Origin of the sequence: Carboxylicivirga mesophila (assembly GCF_018271975.1) — a bacterium.
In the GTDB taxonomy this organism is placed as follows: Bacteria; Bacteroidota; Bacteroidia; order Bacteroidales; family Marinilabiliaceae; genus Carboxylicivirga; species Carboxylicivirga mesophila.
Genome location: NZ_JAGUCN010000023.1, coordinates 19,332 through 39,826 on the forward strand (window position 1 = coordinate 19,332; position 20,495 = coordinate 39,826).

The 20,495-nt window shown below is 41.7% G+C and carries 9 protein-coding genes; 6 read left to right on the plus strand and 3 right to left on the minus strand.

Annotation, left to right across the window (positions count from 1 at the left end):
• Positions 1 to 61 precede the first annotated feature (61 nt).
• Together KEM09_RS17350 and KEM09_RS17355 are read left to right on the plus strand one after the other, a co-directional pair.
• Positions 62 to 10,198, plus strand: coding sequence for a Calx-beta domain-containing protein (locus tag KEM09_RS17350; RefSeq protein WP_212230215.1), 10,137 nt, complete (start codon positions 62 to 64; stop codon positions 10,196 to 10,198).
• A 25-nt stretch (positions 10,199 to 10,223) separates the two neighbouring features.
• Entirely contained in the window at positions 10,224 to 11,156 is a 933-nt protein-coding gene (locus KEM09_RS17355) for a PorP/SprF family type IX secretion system membrane protein (protein ID WP_244825087.1), read from the plus strand.
• Between the two features lie 69 nt (positions 11,157 to 11,225).
• Here the strand turns inward: KEM09_RS17355 and KEM09_RS17360 are convergent, their stop codons facing one another.
• On the minus strand, positions 11,226 to 12,317 hold the full coding sequence (locus KEM09_RS17360) for a gamma-glutamyl-gamma-aminobutyrate hydrolase family protein (RefSeq protein ID WP_212230217.1): 1,092 nt from the start codon (positions 12,315 to 12,317) through the stop codon (positions 11,226 to 11,228).
• 114 nt (positions 12,318 to 12,431) lie between these two features.
• The gene (locus KEM09_RS17365) at positions 12,432 to 14,468 is read right to left on the minus strand and encodes a methyl-accepting chemotaxis protein (RefSeq protein ID WP_212230219.1); all 2,037 of its coding nucleotides are present in this window, start codon (positions 14,466 to 14,468) and stop codon (positions 12,432 to 12,434) included.
• A 400-nt stretch (positions 14,469 to 14,868) separates the two neighbouring features.
• Here KEM09_RS17365 and sucD point away from each other — a divergent pair, with 400 nt between their 5' ends.
• Complete coding sequence (gene sucD / locus KEM09_RS17370) at positions 14,869 to 15,741, plus strand: succinate--CoA ligase subunit alpha (RefSeq protein ID WP_212230221.1); 873 nt, start codon at positions 14,869 to 14,871, stop codon at positions 15,739 to 15,741.
• A 69-nt stretch (positions 15,742 to 15,810) separates the two neighbouring features.
• Here sucD and KEM09_RS17375 read toward each other — a convergent pair whose 3' ends face one another.
• A complete protein-coding gene (locus KEM09_RS17375) occupies positions 15,811 to 17,691 on the minus strand; it encodes a methyl-accepting chemotaxis protein (RefSeq protein WP_212230223.1) in 1,881 nt (626 codons plus the stop codon).
• Positions 17,692 to 18,016: 325 nt separating this feature from the next.
• Between KEM09_RS17375 and KEM09_RS17380 the strand changes: the two genes are divergently transcribed.
• The 3 genes from KEM09_RS17380 to KEM09_RS17390 all read left to right on the plus strand — a co-directional run bounded on the left by KEM09_RS17380 (position 18,017) and on the right by KEM09_RS17390 (position 20,471).
• Complete coding sequence (locus KEM09_RS17380; protein WP_212230225.1) at positions 18,017 to 18,250, plus strand: winged helix-turn-helix domain-containing protein; 234 nt, start codon at positions 18,017 to 18,019, stop codon at positions 18,248 to 18,250.
• A 131-nt stretch (positions 18,251 to 18,381) separates the two neighbouring features.
• Entirely contained in the window at positions 18,382 to 19,626 is a 1,245-nt protein-coding gene (locus KEM09_RS17385; protein WP_212230226.1) for an OmpA family protein, read from the plus strand.
• Positions 19,623 to 20,471 carry a DUF6624 domain-containing protein gene (locus KEM09_RS17390; RefSeq protein WP_212230227.1) on the plus strand — a complete coding sequence of 283 codons (849 nt, stop codon included), beginning with the start codon at positions 19,623 to 19,625 and terminating at the stop codon, positions 20,469 to 20,471. Before KEM09_RS17385 ends, KEM09_RS17390 begins: the two co-directional genes overlap by 4 nt.
• The last annotated feature ends 24 nt before the right edge of the window (positions 20,472 to 20,495 follow it).

Here is a 20,495-nt window from a genome sequence, read left to right on the forward strand (position 1 = left end):
AACATACACCATAGAAAACCGTACAAAATCGTCAATAGATTAAATTAATTCCCGACGATACATGAGAATTCGTAAAACAGTACTTTTAATAGTTTATCTTTTGCCATTTATAACCTTTGCTCAGGAAGGAACAAAGCAATTTATGCCCAACTCAACCGATAGACTTTGGTTAGAGATTTATCGGGCCGATGATAAGTACTTTGCTACACAGAGCGCTACCGATAAAGAGCGTTTGTATGTATATCTGAATGCTGGCGAAAAGATGCACTTTGGCATGCATATGGCTAACTATTCAGAAGGAAATGCATCCCGTACTTCAGTACGCGTTCTGGATGAGAGCGGCAATGTTGTATTTTCCGAAAGACGCTTCCCCTCATCAGGTGCAGGTTATATTTCGAGTTACACAGAAGCAGTGGCAGGCCCCGAAGGTGTTATTTTAAATGGAGCAACCATTTCTGATGGGGATGGATACACACCATACATTTATGAGGCCCAATCTACCGGTAATCATTACATCGAGTTTGAAACATGGCGTTGGGATTATAATGCAGGCAGTAATAATCAACTAAGACGACGACGTTTTGCGCTTGAGTTTTTTGATGTAACTGTAACGGATGCTACTAATAATGTGATTACAAATCCAGGTCAGCCCAATGTGTCTGCTGGCAGGCTTTGGTCTAAAGGCTGGGCATTTACAACAACCAGCTATACCGACTATCCGGTGAAGGCAGATTTTTTTGTTTTTACTGCCGATGAGTTTGTGAATAAGGTGCAGTACGAAATGAAGCCTTATTCATTCAATTTTGTAGCAAACTCATATGGGGTTTCTCTTGATGTGAATGATAATGTCATAGAAAAGGCTCAAAGTCAGGATGGCGATCTTACCAATACAAGTGATATTTCTGAGTATCGTATTTTCTTAAACGATCCTGATCGTGAGGTTTGGCAAAATACGGCATTACCGCCACCCGCTGTAAAAGTATGGTTTGATGACAATCTGATATACGATTATGACTATAATCGTCAACCTCAGGAATTAGCCCTGGAGCCAAGTGCTATTACTTTGGAAAAAAATAATGTGTCTTGTCCGTTTGAGAGTATTACCATGTTTAAGATAGAGACTAACATTGACGGTTTCGCCACTGTACTGCTCGATTTAGATGGTAATGGATACTCTACTGCAGGAAATGATAAGGCATTGCAATTGGAGCTCAAAATTGGCACTAATTATGTGCTCTGGGACTTTACCAACGATAATGGGTCAGAGGTGGCTGATGGCTCTTATACGGCCACAGCAACCTTTTTAGGACGCGGACCAGCTCACTTTCCTTTATACGATGTGGAGTCGTTAAGTGGTATATCAACCTATTCCATTCGTCCGTTTAATAAACTGGGGCCAACTCTTTACTGGGATGATACACAAATTAGCTCATGGGGCGATCCTACCGGAAACGGCAGTATGGATGAAACGCTGCAAAAGCAGTTAACCATTAACAATCATATTCCGCGCGTATGGATTTATGATTCAAACAATACCGCTTATAATGGTAATGGAACTACCATGAATTCATGGTTTAATGCCATCGACCTGGGAATGCCTTTAATCAATTTCGATGTCACCACCGGAACCACTAAATGCGTTAATGGTGAGGCGCCTGTGTTAGGAGACATCCATTTAGTTGCCGGTATTGATGAGGTCATTAGCTTTAACCTGACTGATTTTACCGATAAGTATTATGATCCTAATGATTTAGAACTGACAGAAATACAAATACTGACACTGCCGGCAAATGGTATTCTAAGACTATCTGGCGTTCCAATTACTGCAGGACAGGTAATTTTAGCCAGCCAGATAAGTAATATTACTTATACGCCACCAAGCGGGTTTGGAGGTAAGTACACTTTTGAGTTTACAGCCTCTAACGGTACAAACTATGCACTACAATCAAGTATTGTTAACCTGGTGAGTAATTCGGCACCAAGTATAAATGCCATTAGTGATCAAACTATTTGTACGAACGAAGGATTATTGAGTTTTCCAATTGTCATTGGAGATGCTGAAACCCCTGCTGATGACCTGACGGTGATTGCTTATTCTCATGACCAAAATGCAGTTGAGAATAGTGGAATCAGTTTGTCAGGGACTGGTGCCAGCCGTCAGCTGAATGTGGTGCCTATTCCTGATCAATCAGGATATGCTATTATCTATGTCTTGGTGGATGATGGCTATTCACAAAGTATTGAGGAATTTGCCTTGCACATTGGCCCTTCGGTATTATTCACGGGTGATGTTTCTGTTTGTGTGGGAGGTACCTTGTCGCTAACTGCCGAGGAAGTTGGTGCCAGCTATATATGGAAGAAGGGTGAAACCGTATTAAGCACCGCGCAAAACCTGACGGTTAGTAACCTCACATTAGCCGATGCAGGCACTTATTCATTGTCGGTTGCAAAGTCCGGTTGCTCAATCACCAAGCAGTTTGAGGTATCCATTGCGCCAATTGTCTCTTTTACCGGAGATGTGGCTCTTTGTGTTGGTGAAGACTTATCACTAAGTGCCGATGAAACAGTGGCCACCACTTATACCTGGAAGCGGGGAACATCGGTAATTGGCAGCTCAAAAGTATTGGCAAAGACGGATGTAAGGTTGGCTGATAATGGCTCTGATTATACATTGGAAGTAACAAAAGAAGGATGCTCCAACGCCTCTGCACCATTTACTATTTCTGTGGTTAATGTTCTTGACAACAGCCTGATTGTGCAGGGCTCACAGGTTGTTGAGAATGTTGCAGGAACTGTTACCATCCAATCGGCAGAGCAGGATGTGGTCTATACAGTCTACAACTCAAGCAATACGCCAGTGGCCTCCGGAACAGGTAGTGATGCTGATTTGACGCTGAATGTATCAGAGACCTTTTTAACTGTAGGCAATAATACATTCACCATCAGTGGAGATAACGGCAATTGTACAGTTGATTTGGTGAACAATGCAAGCATCACAGTAAATGGATTACCAACTGTATCGTCACAAGTGGTGAGTACCGACGAAGATATCCCTTATGCAGGTAATTTGCTTACTGGTACTACTGATGATGATGGCGGTAACCTTTCTGCTGAAACAACACCCGTTACGCCTCCGGTAAACGGTTCAGTAACAATTTTGGCCAATGGTAATTATACGTATACGCCCAACCCGAATTTTAATGGGGCAGATAGTTTTACCTTCCGCATATGCGATGATCAAACGCCTAATGCTTGTGTGACAGCTGATGTGAGTATCACCGTTAATGCTGTTAATGATGCGCCTGTTCTATCTGATGTAAGTATTAATGCCACCGAAGATGTTGACTATATCTTTACAGCAACGGATTTTACCGCCGCCTACACCGATGAAGAAGGTGAATCAATGGTAAAAATTCAAATTACCGGCTTACCCAATGCAGCAGCAGGTGAATTGCAATTGACTGGCAATCCTGTTATACTTAACCAGGAAATTGATTTGGCGGATATTAGCAGTTTAAAATTTGTGCCGGTAGCTAACTGGAATGGTGCAACATCTTTCCAGTGGAACGCCAGCGATGGAGCAGCTTATGCAACAACCGGTGCCGCTGTAAATTTAAGTGTTGCAGCCCAGGATGATATCCCTTCGATTATAAATGGTACAGCTACTGTTTCGGAAGATGCGGCTAATAATACCATTTTTTTTGATATAAATGATCAGCTGACCGGGACGGATAATGATGTGGATGGTGAAAAGATTAGTTACTCCATCTTATCGGGCAATACATCTAATGCTTTTAAAGTGGATGCCGGTACCGGTGAAGTAGCAGTTAATACTAGCTCTGCTATTGATTATGAAAGTCTGACAAGCTATAGTCTGGTTATCAGAGCCAGCGATGTTAATGGCGGATTTGACGACCTTGTATTGACCATTAATGTGCAAAATTCAGACAGTGATGTGGTGCTCACCGTAGCTAATACATCGTTAACCGAAGGAGATGCTGGCAGTAGCAATATGGTGTTTACTGTGACAGCATCAGAGAATGTGGCTGCTAACCTTTCATTTGATTTTGCCATTGCAGAGGCAACAGCTAGCTACCCCGAGGACTACAGTACTGAGTCGGGTTCGGCAATGATTGCACTTGGTAGCAATACAACCACTTTTAGCGTGCCAGTTGTTGGCGATGCTGTTGTTGAGCCAGATGAAACGTTCACGGTTACCCTCAATAACTTATCAGTGGGCTCTGTGGCCTCATCTGCCACGGGAACCATCATTGATAATGACAATGCTAGCTTATCCATCGCTAATGCTTCTGCTTCGGAAGGCGACGGGCAAATTGCTTTTGATGTAACGCTCAATGGGGCTGTTCAGGGAGGGGTAACCGTTGGCTATAACCTTACCGACCAGACGGCTAACAGTGGAAGTGATTACAATGGAGCGAGCGGAACAGTGGTGTTATCGGGTGTTGATGGACAAACACTGCAAGTAGTTGTTCCGCTTAGCGATGATAATGTGGTTGAACCAATCGAAACATTTACAGTTGCCTTGAACACAGCCAATACGGCCATTGATGCTTCAGATACAGCTATCGGTTCGATTACAGATAATGATGGACAGGCAACCCTAACTATAGTCAATCAGACAGTAGATGAAAATGGCTCAGCGGTATTTACCATAGCCGTTGACAAAGCAGTGCAGGGCGGTTTTACAGTGAACTACAATGCCACAGATGGCTCAGCTATTGAGGGAACTGACTTCACGGTTACAGGCTCAAGTCTGACTTTTGCAGGTACAGAAGCGGAAGCTCATGATTTTAATGTCACAGGTATTGATGATGCCATTGTGGAAGGCTCAGAAACATTTATCATCAATCTATCAACAGCCAATCCATTAATAAATAGTGATGATACGGCCACCGGTACTGTTATCGACAATGATGTGGCAGTGGTGACAGTGGGCGACGTAACAGTAACAGAAGGAGGCGACGCTAACTTTACAGTCACACTAAATAAGGCAGTAGCCGGAGGAATGGTTATTACCTATGATTTAACAGATAATACGGCCGAAAAAGGGGTGGATTATCTCGAACCAGCCGACAGAACACTCACATTTGCGGGTGCTGCAGGTGAATCACATAACTTTACAGTCACCACTCAGAATGATAATGTGGTGGAGCAAAGTGAAGAGTTTACAGTAAGCTTATCGTCGAGTAATCCTTTGGTGGGTGCCGATGATGTGGCAACAGCTACCATAACAGATAATGATGGAACGGCAGCAGTGACAGTTAGCAATGTGACCGTTGCTGAAGGCGACAACGCACAATTCACGCTGACACTTGATAAGGCTGTACAAGGAGGTGTGGCCATCAACTATTCGACAAATAATGGCACCGCCATAGCTGGAGAGGATTACACCGCAGCCAGTGGTTCCGTGGTTTTTGCCGGAACCGCAGGTGAATCGAAAACCATAACTATTGCTACCTTAGAAGATGCAGTAGTGGAAGAAGATGAGGACTTTACGCTCACATTCTCCGAGGCACACGCATTGGTTGATGTAACAGGTAGTGCAACGGCCACCATCACCAACGATGATGGCCAGGCGACCATCAGTATTGCCAATGCTTCGTTTAATGAAAATGGCACAGGAACCTTTGCTTTAGTGGCTGATAAGGCAGTGCAAGGCGGCTATTCGGTAAACTATAGTTTCGAAGATGGCAGTGCCGTGGCAGGTCTTGATTTTGATGATGAGGTAACACCGGTTAGTTTTGCAGGAACGCCCAATGAATCAAAAGAAATCAGTGTGGCTGGTATCGACGACGCATTACTGGAAGGCCCCGAAACATTTGCCATCAGATTATCATCGTCAAACGCCTTGGTAGTCGCTAATGGTGCAGCGCAGGGAACTATTAACGACAATGATGCAGCAGCTATCACCATTGATGATGTGACTATCAACGAGCATGAGATCGCTACTTTTACCATAAAACTTGATAATGCGGTGCAGGGTGGCTTCACAGTCGATTATGCCTTTAGCCATGGTTCGGCCACCGTAGGAGATGATTTTACTACCACATCATTGCCCCTGGCCTTTGCTGGAAATATTGGTGAAACACATTCCTTTGATGTGGATATTAACGATGATAATATTGTTGAAAGCAGCGAAAACTTCACCGTAACTATCACCAGTTCAAATGCACTGGTTGATGATTCGGATACGGCTACCGGTAATATACTTGATAATGACGGACCAGCCAATGTGACGGTCGCTAACGTAATTGTCGCTGAAGGAGAACGTGCCGAAGTGGTGTTGTTGCTTGACAAGGCTGTTCAGGGTGGTTTTACAGTGGATTGTTCAACGGCTGATGGCACAGCTACTGCCGAATCTGACTACGAGACATCAGCCGAGGCGATAGTATTTGTCGGAACGCTAAACGAAACGCAGTCATTCTTTATTGATGGCCTGACGGATGTGGTGGTGGAAGAAACTGAAAATTTCACCGTTACCTTCTCAACACTATCAGCACTGGTAAATGTTCAGGCTTCATCGCTAGTGAATATTACTGATGATGATGGACAGGCCAAGGTGACTGTGGAGAATATTACCATGAATGAAAATGGTTCCGGCACATTTACTTTAACAGCAGATAAAGCCGTGCAGGGAGGTTACGCGCTAAGCTATTCATTTATTGACGGCACGGCCAGTGGCGGTGTTGACTATAACAATGCCGGTGGTAATATTGTATTTGCAGGTACCGAGGGTGAAACAAAAGATGTGATAGTAGCCTCTATTAATGATGATATTGTAGAAGTGTCGGAGATATTTACTATACAGCTAAGTACGCTGAATGCCCTGGTGGATGCCAGTGATAATGCTACTGCTACCATTGTGGATGAAGATAATGCAACATTGGTCATTGATGATGCACAAGTGACAGAAGATGGAACTTTGAGTTTTACCGTTACTTTATCGCAGGCAGTGGATGGCGGTACCTCAGTGACATGCAATTTTATTGATATGAGTGCCACCGGCGGTTCAGATTATGATAATGAACCACAAGAATTGGTGTTTGCCGGCACAGAAGGAGAGACTAAGACTTTTAACGTTACGCTGACTGATGATCAGATGGTGGAAACGGATGAGATCTTCAGGCTACAATTATCCAGCTCCAATGCTTTGGTTGATGCCAGTCAAACAGCTATTGGTACTATCCTTAATAATGATGGTGTGGCCACGGTAACCATTGCCGACGTTGCTATTAGTGAAGCCGATAAAGCCCAGGTTAAACTGGTGGTTGATAAAGCTGTTCAGGGAGGGTTTAATATTTCTTATGCTACAGCTAACGGTACTGCAATGTCTGTTTCTGATTATACCTCGGTAGTTGATGTGCTTACTTTTGATGGAACTGTCAATCAGGAACGAATCATTGAAATTAATACTATCGATGATGCAGTGGTGGAGAATGCAGAGAATTACGTTGTTAATTACACATCCAATAGTGGTTTAGTGACAGTGCCAGCGTTTAATACTATTACTATTGCCGATAATGATGGTACAGCTACTCTCGCAGTAAGCAGTGTGTCAGTTACCGAAGGTGGTTCGCAATTGGTTACATTGGCAGTGGATAAGGCTGTTCAGGGCGGATTTGAAGTTAGCTATCAGTTTGTAGATAACGAAACATCGGGTGTGAGTGATTATGAAGCAGCAGGCGATCCGCTTGTCTTTAACGGCACACCAGGTGAATCAGTCACCTTTGAGGTGAGTGCTTTAAACGATGATTTGGTTGAAGGGAATGAAACGTTTAATATCGTTTATACGCCATCAGTTGCAGCAGTTCAGGCACCGGATGCATCACTTATAACCATTATTGATGAGGATAGTGCCAACCTGACGATTGAAGATGTGACGGCTAATGAAGATGAGACTATGACCTTCACCGTATCATTGAACCGTGAGGTGGCAGGCGGTTTAGTTGTGGATTACACACTAACACCGCAATCGGCCACCGCAGGTGATGATTACACCAATATACTTGATGGTCAGCTGACGTTTATCGGTGGGGCCAACGAAACACAATCATTCACGGTTGATTTGAATGATGATAATGTAGTGGAAGGCAGCGAGACATTTATAGTGTCACTATCCAGCCAAAATGCCTTGGTGGGTGATGATGATTCAGCTATAGGAACAATTGTTGATAATGACGGAACAGCCACTGTAACAGTTGCTGATATCACTGTCAATGAGTCGCAGCAAGCTATATTTACTTTAGAAGCTGATAAGGCCGTTCAGGGAGGTTTCAGCATTGCTTATCAAACAACACCGGGTACAGCGTCCAATGATGACTTTGTACCTGCATCAGGTGATATAGCGTTTGCAGGCACTCTTCTCGAATCACAAATTATTACCATTAATCTGGAGGATGATGACGTGGTGGAAGCCGACGAGCAATTTGCTTTAGCCCTAAATACAGCCAGTAGCCTGGTAAATGTAGTGGCTTCAGTAAATGCTAAAATTAATGATAATGATGGTGTTGTAAGCCTTTCAGTAGAGGATATTTCGTTTGAAGAGAATGCAACAGGTCAGTTTGTTGTCAAGGCAGATAAAGCCATTGAAGGTGGTTTTGAGCTGAACTATTCGTTTTTGGATGTGTCGGCAACAGGTGGAGTTGATTACGATAATACGCCAAACACCATTTACTTTGCCGGAAATGCAGGGGAGGAGCAGGTAATTACGGTAGCAGGTATCGATGATAATGATGTGGAAGCTGATGAAACCTTTACGCTCCAACTGACATCTTCTAATGCGCTGGTTGATGCCACTATATTGGCTACTGCTACGATTACTGATAATGAAATACCCAATAAAGTGCCTGTAGCTAATGCTGATAATTTCTCAACAGATGAGGATGTCGCTTTACAAAGTATGGATGTGTTGGCTAATGATGCGAACCTGGAAGATGGAAATATTATGGTGTCAGTTGTGGCACAACCAACCAATGCTTTGGTGAGCGTTAATCCTGATAATACCCTAAAGCTGGTTCCGGGCAATAACTATTTTGGCGATGTATCATTTGAATACCAGGTGTGTGACGGCGATGGCGATTGTGCATCGGCTAGTGTGACGGTGACTATTCTTCCGGTGAATGATGTCCCAACGTTATTATCCGATGTGGCGACTGTTAACCAGGATGAAGTGCTGGATGGAGCCAATCTGTTAAGTAACGATACGGATCCGGAAAACGATGAATTGACCATCAATACAACACCGGTTGTTGATGTAACCAATGGTACCTTGGTAATTAATACCGATGGAACCTATACGTATACACCTGTTCAGGGCTTCTTTGGTGAGGATGGCTTTACATACGAGGCCTGCGATAATGGTAGTCCGGCTTTGTGCTCAAGTGCCAGTGTTCAAATCATTGTTGCAGAAAAGAAGGTGGTTAATGAAGCTCCAACCGCTGTTGATGATGTGTTTGAAACAGGGCGTAACCAAGTATTGGAAGGATTTTCTGTTTTGGATAACGATACAGATAAAGAAGGAAATACGCTGTATGTAACTACAGTGCCACTGGTAAGACCTGGCAATGGAACAGTAACTATGGAGGTGGATGGAACATTCGTTTACACGCCTGATGCCGACTTCATAGGTATAGACTCATTTACCTACCAGGTATGCGACGATGGTAGTCCGAGCGAATGTGCTACAGCTACAGTAACGATCTCAGTGGTGATAAAAGATAGTGATGAAGATCTGATTCCGGACGATATTGAAGGTGATGATGACCCGGATAATGACGGGGTGCCTAACTATCTGGATGATGACTCGGATGGCGATGGTTACAGTGACAAGGAAGAAGGTATTGGCGATTGCGACAATGATGAGGTGCCTGACTATCTGGATACCGATTTGTGTTATGATGAGTATCCGCTATCCAAAGGCTTTTCACCCAATGGTGATGGCATTAATGACATGTATGAAATACCATGGTTAGGTCAGTTTACAGAGGTGAGCATAGAGGTATTCAACCGCTGGGGAAATGTAGTCTATACAGCCGATAGGTATTTGAATGATTGGGATGGCACATCCAATGCAGGTTTCTCTATTGGTGATGAGTTGCCTGTTGGTACCTACTTCTACATCATTAATGTTAAGGACACCAAGCAAGTGTTGAAAGGGTATATCTATTTAAATCGATAACTGATAATACAATACAGAAATGAAGATGATGAAATTATTTAAGATTGCATTGGCTTGCTCACTGGTTGTTTTATCAGTAAGTGTAAAAGCTCAGCAAGAGCCATTATATACGCAGTATATGTTTAATACTATGTCGGTCAATCCGGCTTATACGGGCACACAGGATGCTTTAGAAGCGGTGTTTCTGTCGCGTATGCAATGGACGGGTTTTGATGGAGCACCACGTACTTATTCATTTGCCGCGCATACGCCGTTTACGCAGCACGATATGGGTATTGGAGTGGCTTTGGTGGCCGATAAGGTAGGTCCTGTCAATAACTTTTATTTCAATGTAAATTATGCCTACAGAGTTAACCTGACTGATGATTTAAAACTGTCGATGGGTATCAAGGGTGGATTTTATAACTACCACGTAGGGTTGGATAATCTGTTGCTTGATGCTAATTCAATCGATCCCTCTTTTCAGGGACAGGTGGAGCGCAAATTTCAGCCTAATTTGGGCGCTGGTTTGTACATCTACGACGAACGTTTATATGCAGGAATATCAGTACCTAAGTTATTTCAATCAGAGATTAATCCTGAGGAGGCACAGCAAGATGCTTTGGCTGTTTTAAAACGTCATTATTACATCATGGCCGGTTATCTGTTTACCATCAATGATGACTTTAAGCTCCGACCTTCATTCATCAATAAATTTGTTGAAGGAGCACCGCCATCAACTGACATCACTGCTCAGATGGTGTATCAGGATATGTATTGGCTGGGTCTGACATATCGTTTGGGCGATGCATTGGCTTTTATGGCAAATGTCAATGTAACTGAAGAATTGATGATTGGTTACTCCTACGATTTCTCAGTATCTAACCTGGGGAATTACAATAGTGGGAGTCACGAAATTATGCTGAGTTACCGCTATGGAGGTTTTGTAAAATCAAAACGAACAAGACGATTACGTTAAGTCAACTAATCGGGAGCTATGAATAGCAGCCGGCTAACCTTAGCCGGCTTTTTTATGGATAGATAAATACTATAACTCCATCAGTATTGCATTAATGCCTTGCCAGAACTGAATATGAAACTGCATGCTCTCTTCATCCAGGAAATCCGATAATAATTTCGGCTGCCCCTCAGGATGAAACGTGTACTTTTTGGATCTTAAATAGAATTGAGAGCGTTCTGGATGAAACTGTACGCCAAATACATTGGGGTAGTGTGCATGGAACATTCCTTCAATGATTTTTCCATCGGTAGAGGTTGCACCAATAACAAAGCCTTTACCCAGCGTTTCAACAGCTTGGTGGTGGTAGCTGTTTATCGTTGGTCGTGATTCGGGCTCTATACTCGCCAGGCTTGGAAAAAAATAATCCTTAAATACGATTTGATGGAAACTAGAACCAGCCAATTGCTTACCCTCGTGGATCGGCATTTTAGCATAGAAATTGCGGTGTATCTCTTCTGATGTAAGGTGTTCAAGTCCCATTGTTTCGTCACCATTAAATATTTCGCTTGGTATATCCTGAATGAGCGTACCACCGGTGGCCACATTCATCGATTGCATGCCCAGGCAGATGCCAAATACCAGGTAATTGGTGTTTTGCTCAATCAAAGGGTTATAGTCGCTGTTCTGGTAGCCACCCAGCAGGTGATAAAGAAAGGAGATTTCGAAATAATGGCGGAAAGGATCGGTAACTGCTGTGCGTTTATGCGGAAGTTCGTTGTAGATAGACGCGGGGATATCAGGACCGCCGAAGAAGATGATACCTTCGCTCTCGTCAAATAGTTGTTGAAAAGTTTGAGAGCAGGCATTATGGCAAAACAGGCTGTCTGCGAATAGAGTATCTGTTAGTTGGTAAAGTTGCAAATTAATGCCATGTATGGTATCCAGCATAAGCTGCGACTGGCTGTAGTCATAAGTTTCATCTTTATGGTATATGCCCACCAGTTCAATGCTATTTAGGTCAATTAGTTGATGCTGATGAAGTGTTGAAATAACCTCAATGGTGCTGGTGGTCGGATGAGCCAGAAGCAAGCGTTTATTCAGATGATCAGGCAGGGGGCTTAATAATTGAGCACTCAGGTTGAAGGAGCAGAGCAGTAACAGGAGGGTTTGGATTTTCATAACATGCTGTTTTGAACAGCTAAAGTACAAAAAAAAGCGACTGTCATAGATTTGATGACAGTCGCCTTAAGCAATAATTAATTGTATTTCATAGATTGATTGGGATGTATATCTTTATATAGATTCATACTCATCGTCTACCGATTTAGTATTCTCTTCAATATCAATCTGAATACCTTCGGCCATTTTTTCTTCATTCGCAACTTTAGCTGATTTCTTTTTGCCTGCCTTTAATGTAGCCTGGCGCGGTGAAGTTTCTTTCGTTTTGAAGAATGAAACTGTTTCTTTCATTTGAGCTGCCTGTGAAGATAACTCTTCAGCGGTTGATGCTAGCTCTTCTGATGATGCAGCATTTTCCTGTGTAATATTGGCTAATTGCTGTACGCCAGAATTGATTTGCGTCACACCGGCACTCTGTTCTTCACTTGAAATATTAATTTCCTCAACCAGTTGAGCCGTTTTTTGAATTTCGGGCACTAATGTTTTAAGCATATTACCCGATTTCTCAGCAATATCAACACTTGTAGCTGCCAGTTCTGTTATTTCGCGGGCAGCACGTTGAGTTTGTTCGGCCAGTTTTCTTACCTCACTGGCAACAACGGCAAAACCTTTCCCATTCTCACCTGCTCTGGCAGCCTCCACAGCAGCGTTAATGGCCAGTAAATCTGTTTTATGTGAGATGTCGTTGATGATGAATATCTTCTCTGCAATTTGTTTAATGGCTCTGTTGGATTCATCTACTGCCAGCTGGCCTTCATTCATTTCCCGTGCAGTTTTATTAGCTATTTGCTCGGTGCGTTTTGCATTATCAGCGTTTTGCGAAATACTGCTGGTCATTTCTTCAATAGATGATGAAATTTCTTCACTTGAAGCCGCCTGCTCCGAAGAACCCGAAGATAATTGCTCCGATGAAGTACTCAACTGATTACTGACAGTTGCAAAATTATCAGAGGCTATCATTATTTCCTCAATAATAATTTTCAGTCGGTTCACCATTTGAATGAGTGCATCATCCAGCTCGCCTTCAAATTCATCTTCATTCATCGAGTCCAGCACAAGCAAGTTACCTTTCGACACCTCGGTGGCTACCGTTACGCTTTTGCGCAGTTTATTAATCATTAGTTGCACATCTTTCAGCAGCTTGCCAATCTCATCTTGATTCTTGATTTCAACATTTTGTGAAAAGTCACCATGGGCCACTGCATTAACGGCATCCTGTGCAGCATGTAATCCGTTTTGAATGGTTGAAAGAATCACGATAAGCAGGCTGATGGTTGCTACTAAAAAGAAGATAATGAGAACAATGATGTTTCGAATGGTGGCATTGATTGATTGCTCACTTTCATTTTCAATGGCAACAACAATGGCATCAATGGCAGGTTCTGTTTTGTGTATAGTAGCCCGCAATTGTCCTTTAATGCCTTCTGTCTCACTCAACCCAATTCGTTCGTCAATACTGATGATGTTATTAAAGGCCTGCTGGTAGTTCTTTAATCGCATGGTCAGTATGTCTTTCTTGCTTTCGGTTAGTTGCTTACTGCTTTTTATCTGTTTAATGAAAGCATCAACAGCATCATTTAACTTTTTCTGGTAAGAAATATCCTTTCTAAGCAGATAATCTTTTTCATGTTTACGCAATAGCAATTGTTGGGCTGCTATAAATGATGCGTCGTTGTAATTCTCTTCCAGTGCTTTAACGGCTGTTCGCATTTCGCCAATACGCCCGTAGTCCTTAAGGCCCCGCTGGGTGAGAAGTTGTACCAGGCTATCAAAGTGTTTGTCGTATTCTTCAAAATCGGCTTTTAATTCCTGCAGGTTGTTAACTAGGTTGAATTCTTCAATATAACGGCTTTCCTGAAGAGTTTGCAGTGTTTTTAGGTTATCTTGCTTTACCTCATGAAAGGCGTTCAGGTATTTGCTCTGTCCGGTTTCAAAATAATCATAACTGATTAAATCCCTCAGCATGAAGTCCTTTTCTGATTTACGCATTTTAAGCATGTTCTCTTGCAGTTGTTTTGCATAGGCAAGATGCTCGTGCAATGTATCAATCTTATTAAAAGAAAGGTACGTCATTGTACCAATGATTAATAGTACCAAAGCGATAGCTGCAATAAGCCCTATTAGCTTTTGTCTGATAGTAAAATTTCCCATTTCCCAATTTGTTTTCAGGCAGTGCCTGATGAATTCCCTATTTAATCCTTTTGTCCTTGAAACGGATTACGATTACGCTTGGTTTCATCAATTTTGCCATTGTTAAGTCTTAATATCGAAACAATAAAAGACCTCAATGTCTTTAAAGCTTATCTGTAATGGTTTGTGTCATCTTCATAGTTCTAATGTTAAATTTTATAACTTAACAGTATGTTCCTAAGAAACATGACTAAAATCACGTTTAGTTGCATTTTTATTGATTGTCTGCGGGAAACAATCGACCAGCAATAGCAACTTTTGATAGAAATAAGTGCAACTGAAAACAAAAGGCGAAGCTATCGGTTATTTACAATAACAATTTAAACTCTTAAGATATCGCTAATTAAAATCGAATTACCCTATGAGCGTAATAGTTAATAAAAACTCTAAAGTAATAGTTCAGGGATTTACCGGCAGTGAAGGAACATTTCATGCTACCCAGATGATTGAATATGGAACTCAGGTGGTGGGAGGTGTGACGCCAGGTAAAGGAGGTACTCAACACTTAAATCTACCGGTATTTGATACGGTTGCTGAGGCTGTTGAAAAAGTTAAGGCTGATGTGTCAGTGATTTTTGTTCCACCGGCCTTTGCGGCTGATGCTATTATGGAAGCGGCTGATGCAGGCATAAAAGTCATCATAGCTATTACCGAAGGGATTCCTACCAATGATATGGTAAGGGCTAAAGATTATTTAAAAGATAAAGCAGCCATACTGGTTGGACCTAACTGCCCGGGTGTAATAACAGCCGAAGAATGCAAAGTAGGTATTATGCCTGGCTTTATTTTTAAGAAAGGAAGAGTAGGTGTGGTGTCAAAATCAGGCACATTAACCTATGAGGCGGCTGATCAGATAGTGAAGTCCGGTTTGGGTATTTCAACAGCTATTGGTATCGGAGGCGATCCGGTAATTGGTACTACTACTAAAGAGGCAGTGGAGCTGTTTATGAATGATCCTGAAACAGATGCTATCATCATGATAGGTGAAATAGGCGGAACCATGGAAGCTGATGCTGCCCGTTGGATTAAAGAAAATGGTACTAAGCCAGTAGTTGGGTTTATTGCAGGACAAACAGCTCCTAAGGGGCGTCGTATGGGACATGCGGGTGCTATTATTGGCGGCAAAGATGATACGGCTGCAGCCAAGATGGCCATCATGCGCGAGTGTGGTATTCACGTGGTTGAATCGCCGGCTGATTTGGGTGCCACTGTAGTAAATGCCTTAGCTAACTAGTTATAGCCAAAAAATATAATGAAAAGTACCATAGTCATATGGTACTTTTTTTATTGCTTCAAATCGTGATTAGCGATTCACTATCTTAAAATAGGACACCTGTCGCTGTAATTCATTGGCAAAAGCATTTAGCTCATCGGCGCTTTGTGCTAAGGCATCGGCCAATGTAGCGTTTTGTTGGGTGCCATGATTCAGCTGTTGAAGGGCGCCAGATATTTGCTGAATGCCGGTGTTTTGCTCCAGGCTGGCAGCAGTTATCTCATCCACCAATGATGAGGTCTTCTCTATCTCAGGAACAAGTTCCTCCATGTCATTGCCGGCTTTCTCTGAAATCATTAGAGCACGTCTCGATAGTTTTTCTATTTCTTTGGCGGCATCCTGACTGCGTTCAGCCAGTTTTTTTACTTCTGAAGCTACCACCGAAAAACCGCGTCCGGCCTCTCCGGCCCGTGCCGCTTCAACGGCAGCATTTAAGGATAGAATATTGGTTTGGGCCGCAATATCCTGTATAATAGAAATGCGTTCGGCCACCGAACCCATTGCCTGCCGCATGCGTTGTGTGGAGTTGTTGCTGTTTTTAACACTTTCCAATGCTGTGTGTGACAGTTGTGAGGTGATGCGCGCGTTTTCGGTATTTTGCTCAATGTTGGCCGTCATCTCTTCGATGGCTGATGATACCTCTTCTGATGATGTGGCCATCGATGAAGTGGCGTTTGATAAGGTGCTCGAATCTTGTTCTAATCGGTTGGATGCATCTTGTATTTGCTGCGAGTTTTCGCGAATCATTTTTACTACTACCGATAACTTTTCCTGCATGTCGAGGAGCGAATTATTAAGCACATCTAATTCGTCTTTTTCTTTTTTGTAGTTAAATACGCTGGTTAAGTCGCCTGATGATATGGTCGATGTAATCTTAGCGGAACTAATAATAGGTGTAGCTATACGGCCGCTTACCAAGTAAACGAGTATCGCAATCACTGCAATTGATGCCAGTCCAATAATCAGCAATACGGAAACAATCCAGTTGGCTTTAGCTGTTAGTACCTTCTTAGGAGTCTGGATGAGTACGAACCAGGGCGACACACTTTTTCCGGGATATATTGGCGCCAGTGAAAATACCATTTGCTCGCCATCAACCTGATGTTCAAATACTGCAAATGCATCTTTATCCAACAATGCAAAGTTGCTTATATTGATGGAATCATAGTAATTAGTTATGGATTGGCCGAGCATATTGGTATCGGCATGGCCAATAATGGAGCCTTTGGTAGATAATAAAATTGCTGTAGACGCTTTAAAAGGTTTAATGTCAGCTACAAAAGCCGGAAAGGCATCCAGTGAGATGTCAATGCCCACAACGCCTATTCCAACACCGTTGGCCTGCATAGGCACAACAATCGATGTTTCAAGTATTTTATCCGTTTCTTCTTCGCCATATTGGTACCAATAGGGTTCAACAATCATTTCATTTAATGATTCAATGGCATCATAGTAGGGTGATGGTTTAATGCCATCTATATCCCGGACTATTTCCTTGTGTTGTAATTCACCTTCTTCTCGTGATAAGGTAGATGTTAGGCGTCCTGGTTTATTGCCCCAATCAGGCAGTATATATTCATACTGAAAACAATTCCATACAGCCAGAAAATCATCCTCTTCCTTTGCTACTTGCTCCATAGAAGCGTTGAAGAGCGGAAACATTTGTTCCCAGTTGTTGCTGTAGGTAACTTCAAAAGAACGTGCCAGTGCGCGGGCCACTCCCATATGCGACGATAGCTGTTGATTAATGGCATTGGCTGCTTTTTGCGTTTCTTCAATCAGCAGGTGCTCATTTGACTCAACAAACGAACGGCGGATAAATAATAATGAAACAGTCAGGAATATACAGAATACACTTCCTACGGCAATAATAGTAAAGCTAGCCAGCTTCTTCTTAAGATTTAATTTCATCTGCGATCAGGCAATTTTATAGATAACGATTCTCATTTACAAAAGTAAAAAATGGCTCAAGGTAGCAAAATGTAATTTGATAAACCCTTTAATAATGGTGACGGAGCGCTTGCTTTTAAAGGAGATTTACTGAATAACGGCCATGAGTTGCGTATTGAGCTTGTGTTATTGTAAAAGTTAATTATTTATGTTGATTCAAAATAACAGGGTTTGTATGTGTTTTGTGTGATTATGTATATATTTGTTGTCAGGTAATCGGGTTAAGGTGAGATGATAAGTAGTGTGCTCATGAATGAGCATGATTGTGTAATTGTAACTTAACCTAATGATGAAATTTCTTACACAAATGGAGCGCTATGAGTGCATCCTCAAGCTAATTAGGCGCAAGGCGACTGGTACACCTCAAGAGCTGGCTAATCGTTTGGACATATCGGAGAGTACCCTGTATGAACATATAAGAGTACTTAAGCACTGCGGTGCACAGATAGAGTACTGCCCCTGTCGGCAAAGCTATTTGCTTCATAATGATTTTACCATTGCCTTTGGTAATTCAGATTAGAATTATACAAATATTAAAAGAGGCATTTCGTTTTTTATTGACTCCAAACAATTAGGAGTTGCAATTTTATACAGATGAGGCATATCTATCTGGTCCTTATAAATAATATTCTAATTCTCTAAAAAAATCTTATGACCCATATATATACAAAGGTTTTAATTAAAAGGATCGCATTAAGTGTTATAATACAACTTTGTTGCGTTTTAGTTAATTCACAGAATCTTGCACCCAACCCGAGCTTTGAGTTAAATTATGCTTGCCCTGATTCAATTGGAAATCTTGAACTCGTAAAGGATTGGTGGAGCCCGTTTGGACGCCCGGTGTATTTTCATACTTGTAACAATTATAAAACCAACTATCGTCGAATTGTGCCTCCGGGGCAGAAAGCTTACAATGAGGAGCCTGTAATTGCCAACTCAGGAGTAGGTTACGTTGGTATTTATATGTCAGTTATATCAGTTCCTTCGCACCACGATTACCTTATGTGTAAGTTGAATAGTCCACTTAAAAAAGATTCCATTTATGATGTGGAAATGATGGTTCGCTTAGGTAATGTTTGGAAGTATATCGATTATATTGGAATGTTTTTTTCACGCGATAAATATGAAGTGCCAAAGCGACAAACCATTAAAACTTACAGAGCTTATAACGACTCTTATACATACAAAACTCTAGATAGGGTATCACTTAGTTTTGATAAAGATACAGTTCGATTAAGCAATGATAGTTGCAAACTAAATAATCGGCATCAATGGATTAAGGTTAAAGGACAGTATACCGCGAAAGGAGGGGAGCAATATGTAACGATTGGTAATTTTTGCATAGGCAATAGAGGATTGTTCAACAATAACATTAAGCCAGAGAATCCAGTATACGTCGTGGATGGGCATAGTTATTTAGAAGGGGACTTCAGTTATTCTAGCTATCAAAGTACCTTCTATTACATTGATGATGTTTATATAGGGCACCAATCAATCCGAAATTCTAAAGTTTACCAGTCATTTGAGTCAAAAATGAAGGTAGGTGAACCGCTAAAGTTGGAAAACATCTATTTTGAGACGGGTAAAGCCACTTTAGAGGATGTTTCTTATTCTACACTTCGCTTACTTCAAACATACTTAATTGATCATGAAGATCTATGTGTTGTCATTGAAGGACATACAGACAATATAGGTACAGATGAAGCGAATCTTTTATTATCTCAGCAACGGGCCGAGGCAATCATTCATTATCTAAATGCGAATGGCATAAGCAGTTCTAGAATGAAAGCTTTGGGGTGTGGCCATTCACAACCGATTGCAGATAATGCATCAGCAGGAGGTCGCCAACTAAACCGACGAGTAGAATTTACTTTAACTAAAAAGATGAATCCATGAATAAACTAGCAATTGTTGTAGTATTATGTAGTGTGTGTATGGTGATTGAGGCCCAATCTGCAAAAGAGTATTTTTCGCTGTCGAATGAAGTCAGTCAAGCTGCAGAAGGGGATAATGAATTGCTATTGCAACAGAGTAGACAGCTGTTAGATTGGTCAACTCGAAAATATGAAGTTAAGCGGGGTGGAAAGGATACCCTTTTATCTGTTACACCTTACACTGCACTTATTGGCCATGCTATTTACTACGCACGCATAGATAAGTTGGACAGCACCTTTTTTTATCTCCAACAAGCAATTGACCATGGAATGGACGATAAATTGGTATTTGTTGATAATTACAAAGACTTTCATCAGATATATAATACACCTCAAACAATAAAAATGAAACGGAAGATGAATAAACGCTTTTTATCATCTTTAGCAACATCAAATGAAAGGAAAATAGCTAAGCAGGTGATTGATATGTTTGAGTTAGATCAATATACCAGAACTTATTATGAGTATTCTAAACATGTCTTAAAAGCAGACTCTGTTGAGCTTAATAGTATAAAATCTAGATGGGAGACAATAGACCGTCGAAATCAAACTGCAATGATGGATATTTTGGATAATTATGGTTATCCGGGAAAAAGTTTAATGGGTGATTCAAGAGCAGAGTGTGCGTTCTTTATTATTCAACACTTTAAAGATGTTGAGCAGCAACAGAAATACTATCCTATGCTTAAACAGGCTGCGGAACAAGGAGAGCTAGACCCATTTATGCTAATGATGATAGAAGATCGAATAAATATTAAAGAGGGTAACGTGCAGAAGCATGGGACACAGACCTTTATTATAGAATAGTTTGTTAAAAAAGTTGTCTTGTAA

Bases quoted from the DNA above. Each gene is read 5' to 3' on its own strand.
- KEM09_RS17350 (WP_212230215.1), top strand. From the start codon at position 62: ATGAGAATTCGTAAAACAGTACTTTTAATAGTTTATCTTTTGCCATTT.
- KEM09_RS17380 (WP_212230225.1), top strand. From the start codon at position 18,017: ATGATGAAATTTCTTACACAAATGGAGCGCTATGAGTGCATCCTCAAG.
- KEM09_RS17390 (WP_212230227.1), top strand. From the start codon at position 19,623: ATGAATAAACTAGCAATTGTTGTAGTATTATGTAGTGTGTGTATGGTG.
- KEM09_RS17355 (WP_244825087.1), top strand. From the start codon at position 10,224: ATGATGAAATTATTTAAGATTGCATTGGCTTGCTCACTGGTTGTTTTA.
- KEM09_RS17385 (WP_212230226.1), top strand. From the start codon at position 18,382: ATGACCCATATATATACAAAGGTTTTAATTAAAAGGATCGCATTAAGT.
- sucD (WP_212230221.1), top strand. From the start codon at position 14,869: ATGAGCGTAATAGTTAATAAAAACTCTAAAGTAATAGTTCAGGGATTT.
- KEM09_RS17360 (WP_212230217.1), bottom strand. From the start codon at position 12,317: ATGAAAATCCAAACCCTCCTGTTACTGCTCTGCTCCTTCAACCTGAGT.
- KEM09_RS17375 (WP_212230223.1), bottom strand. From the start codon at position 17,691: ATGAAATTAAATCTTAAGAAGAAGCTGGCTAGCTTTACTATTATTGCC.
- KEM09_RS17365 (WP_212230219.1), bottom strand. From the start codon at position 14,468: ATGGGAAATTTTACTATCAGACAAAAGCTAATAGGGCTTATTGCAGCT.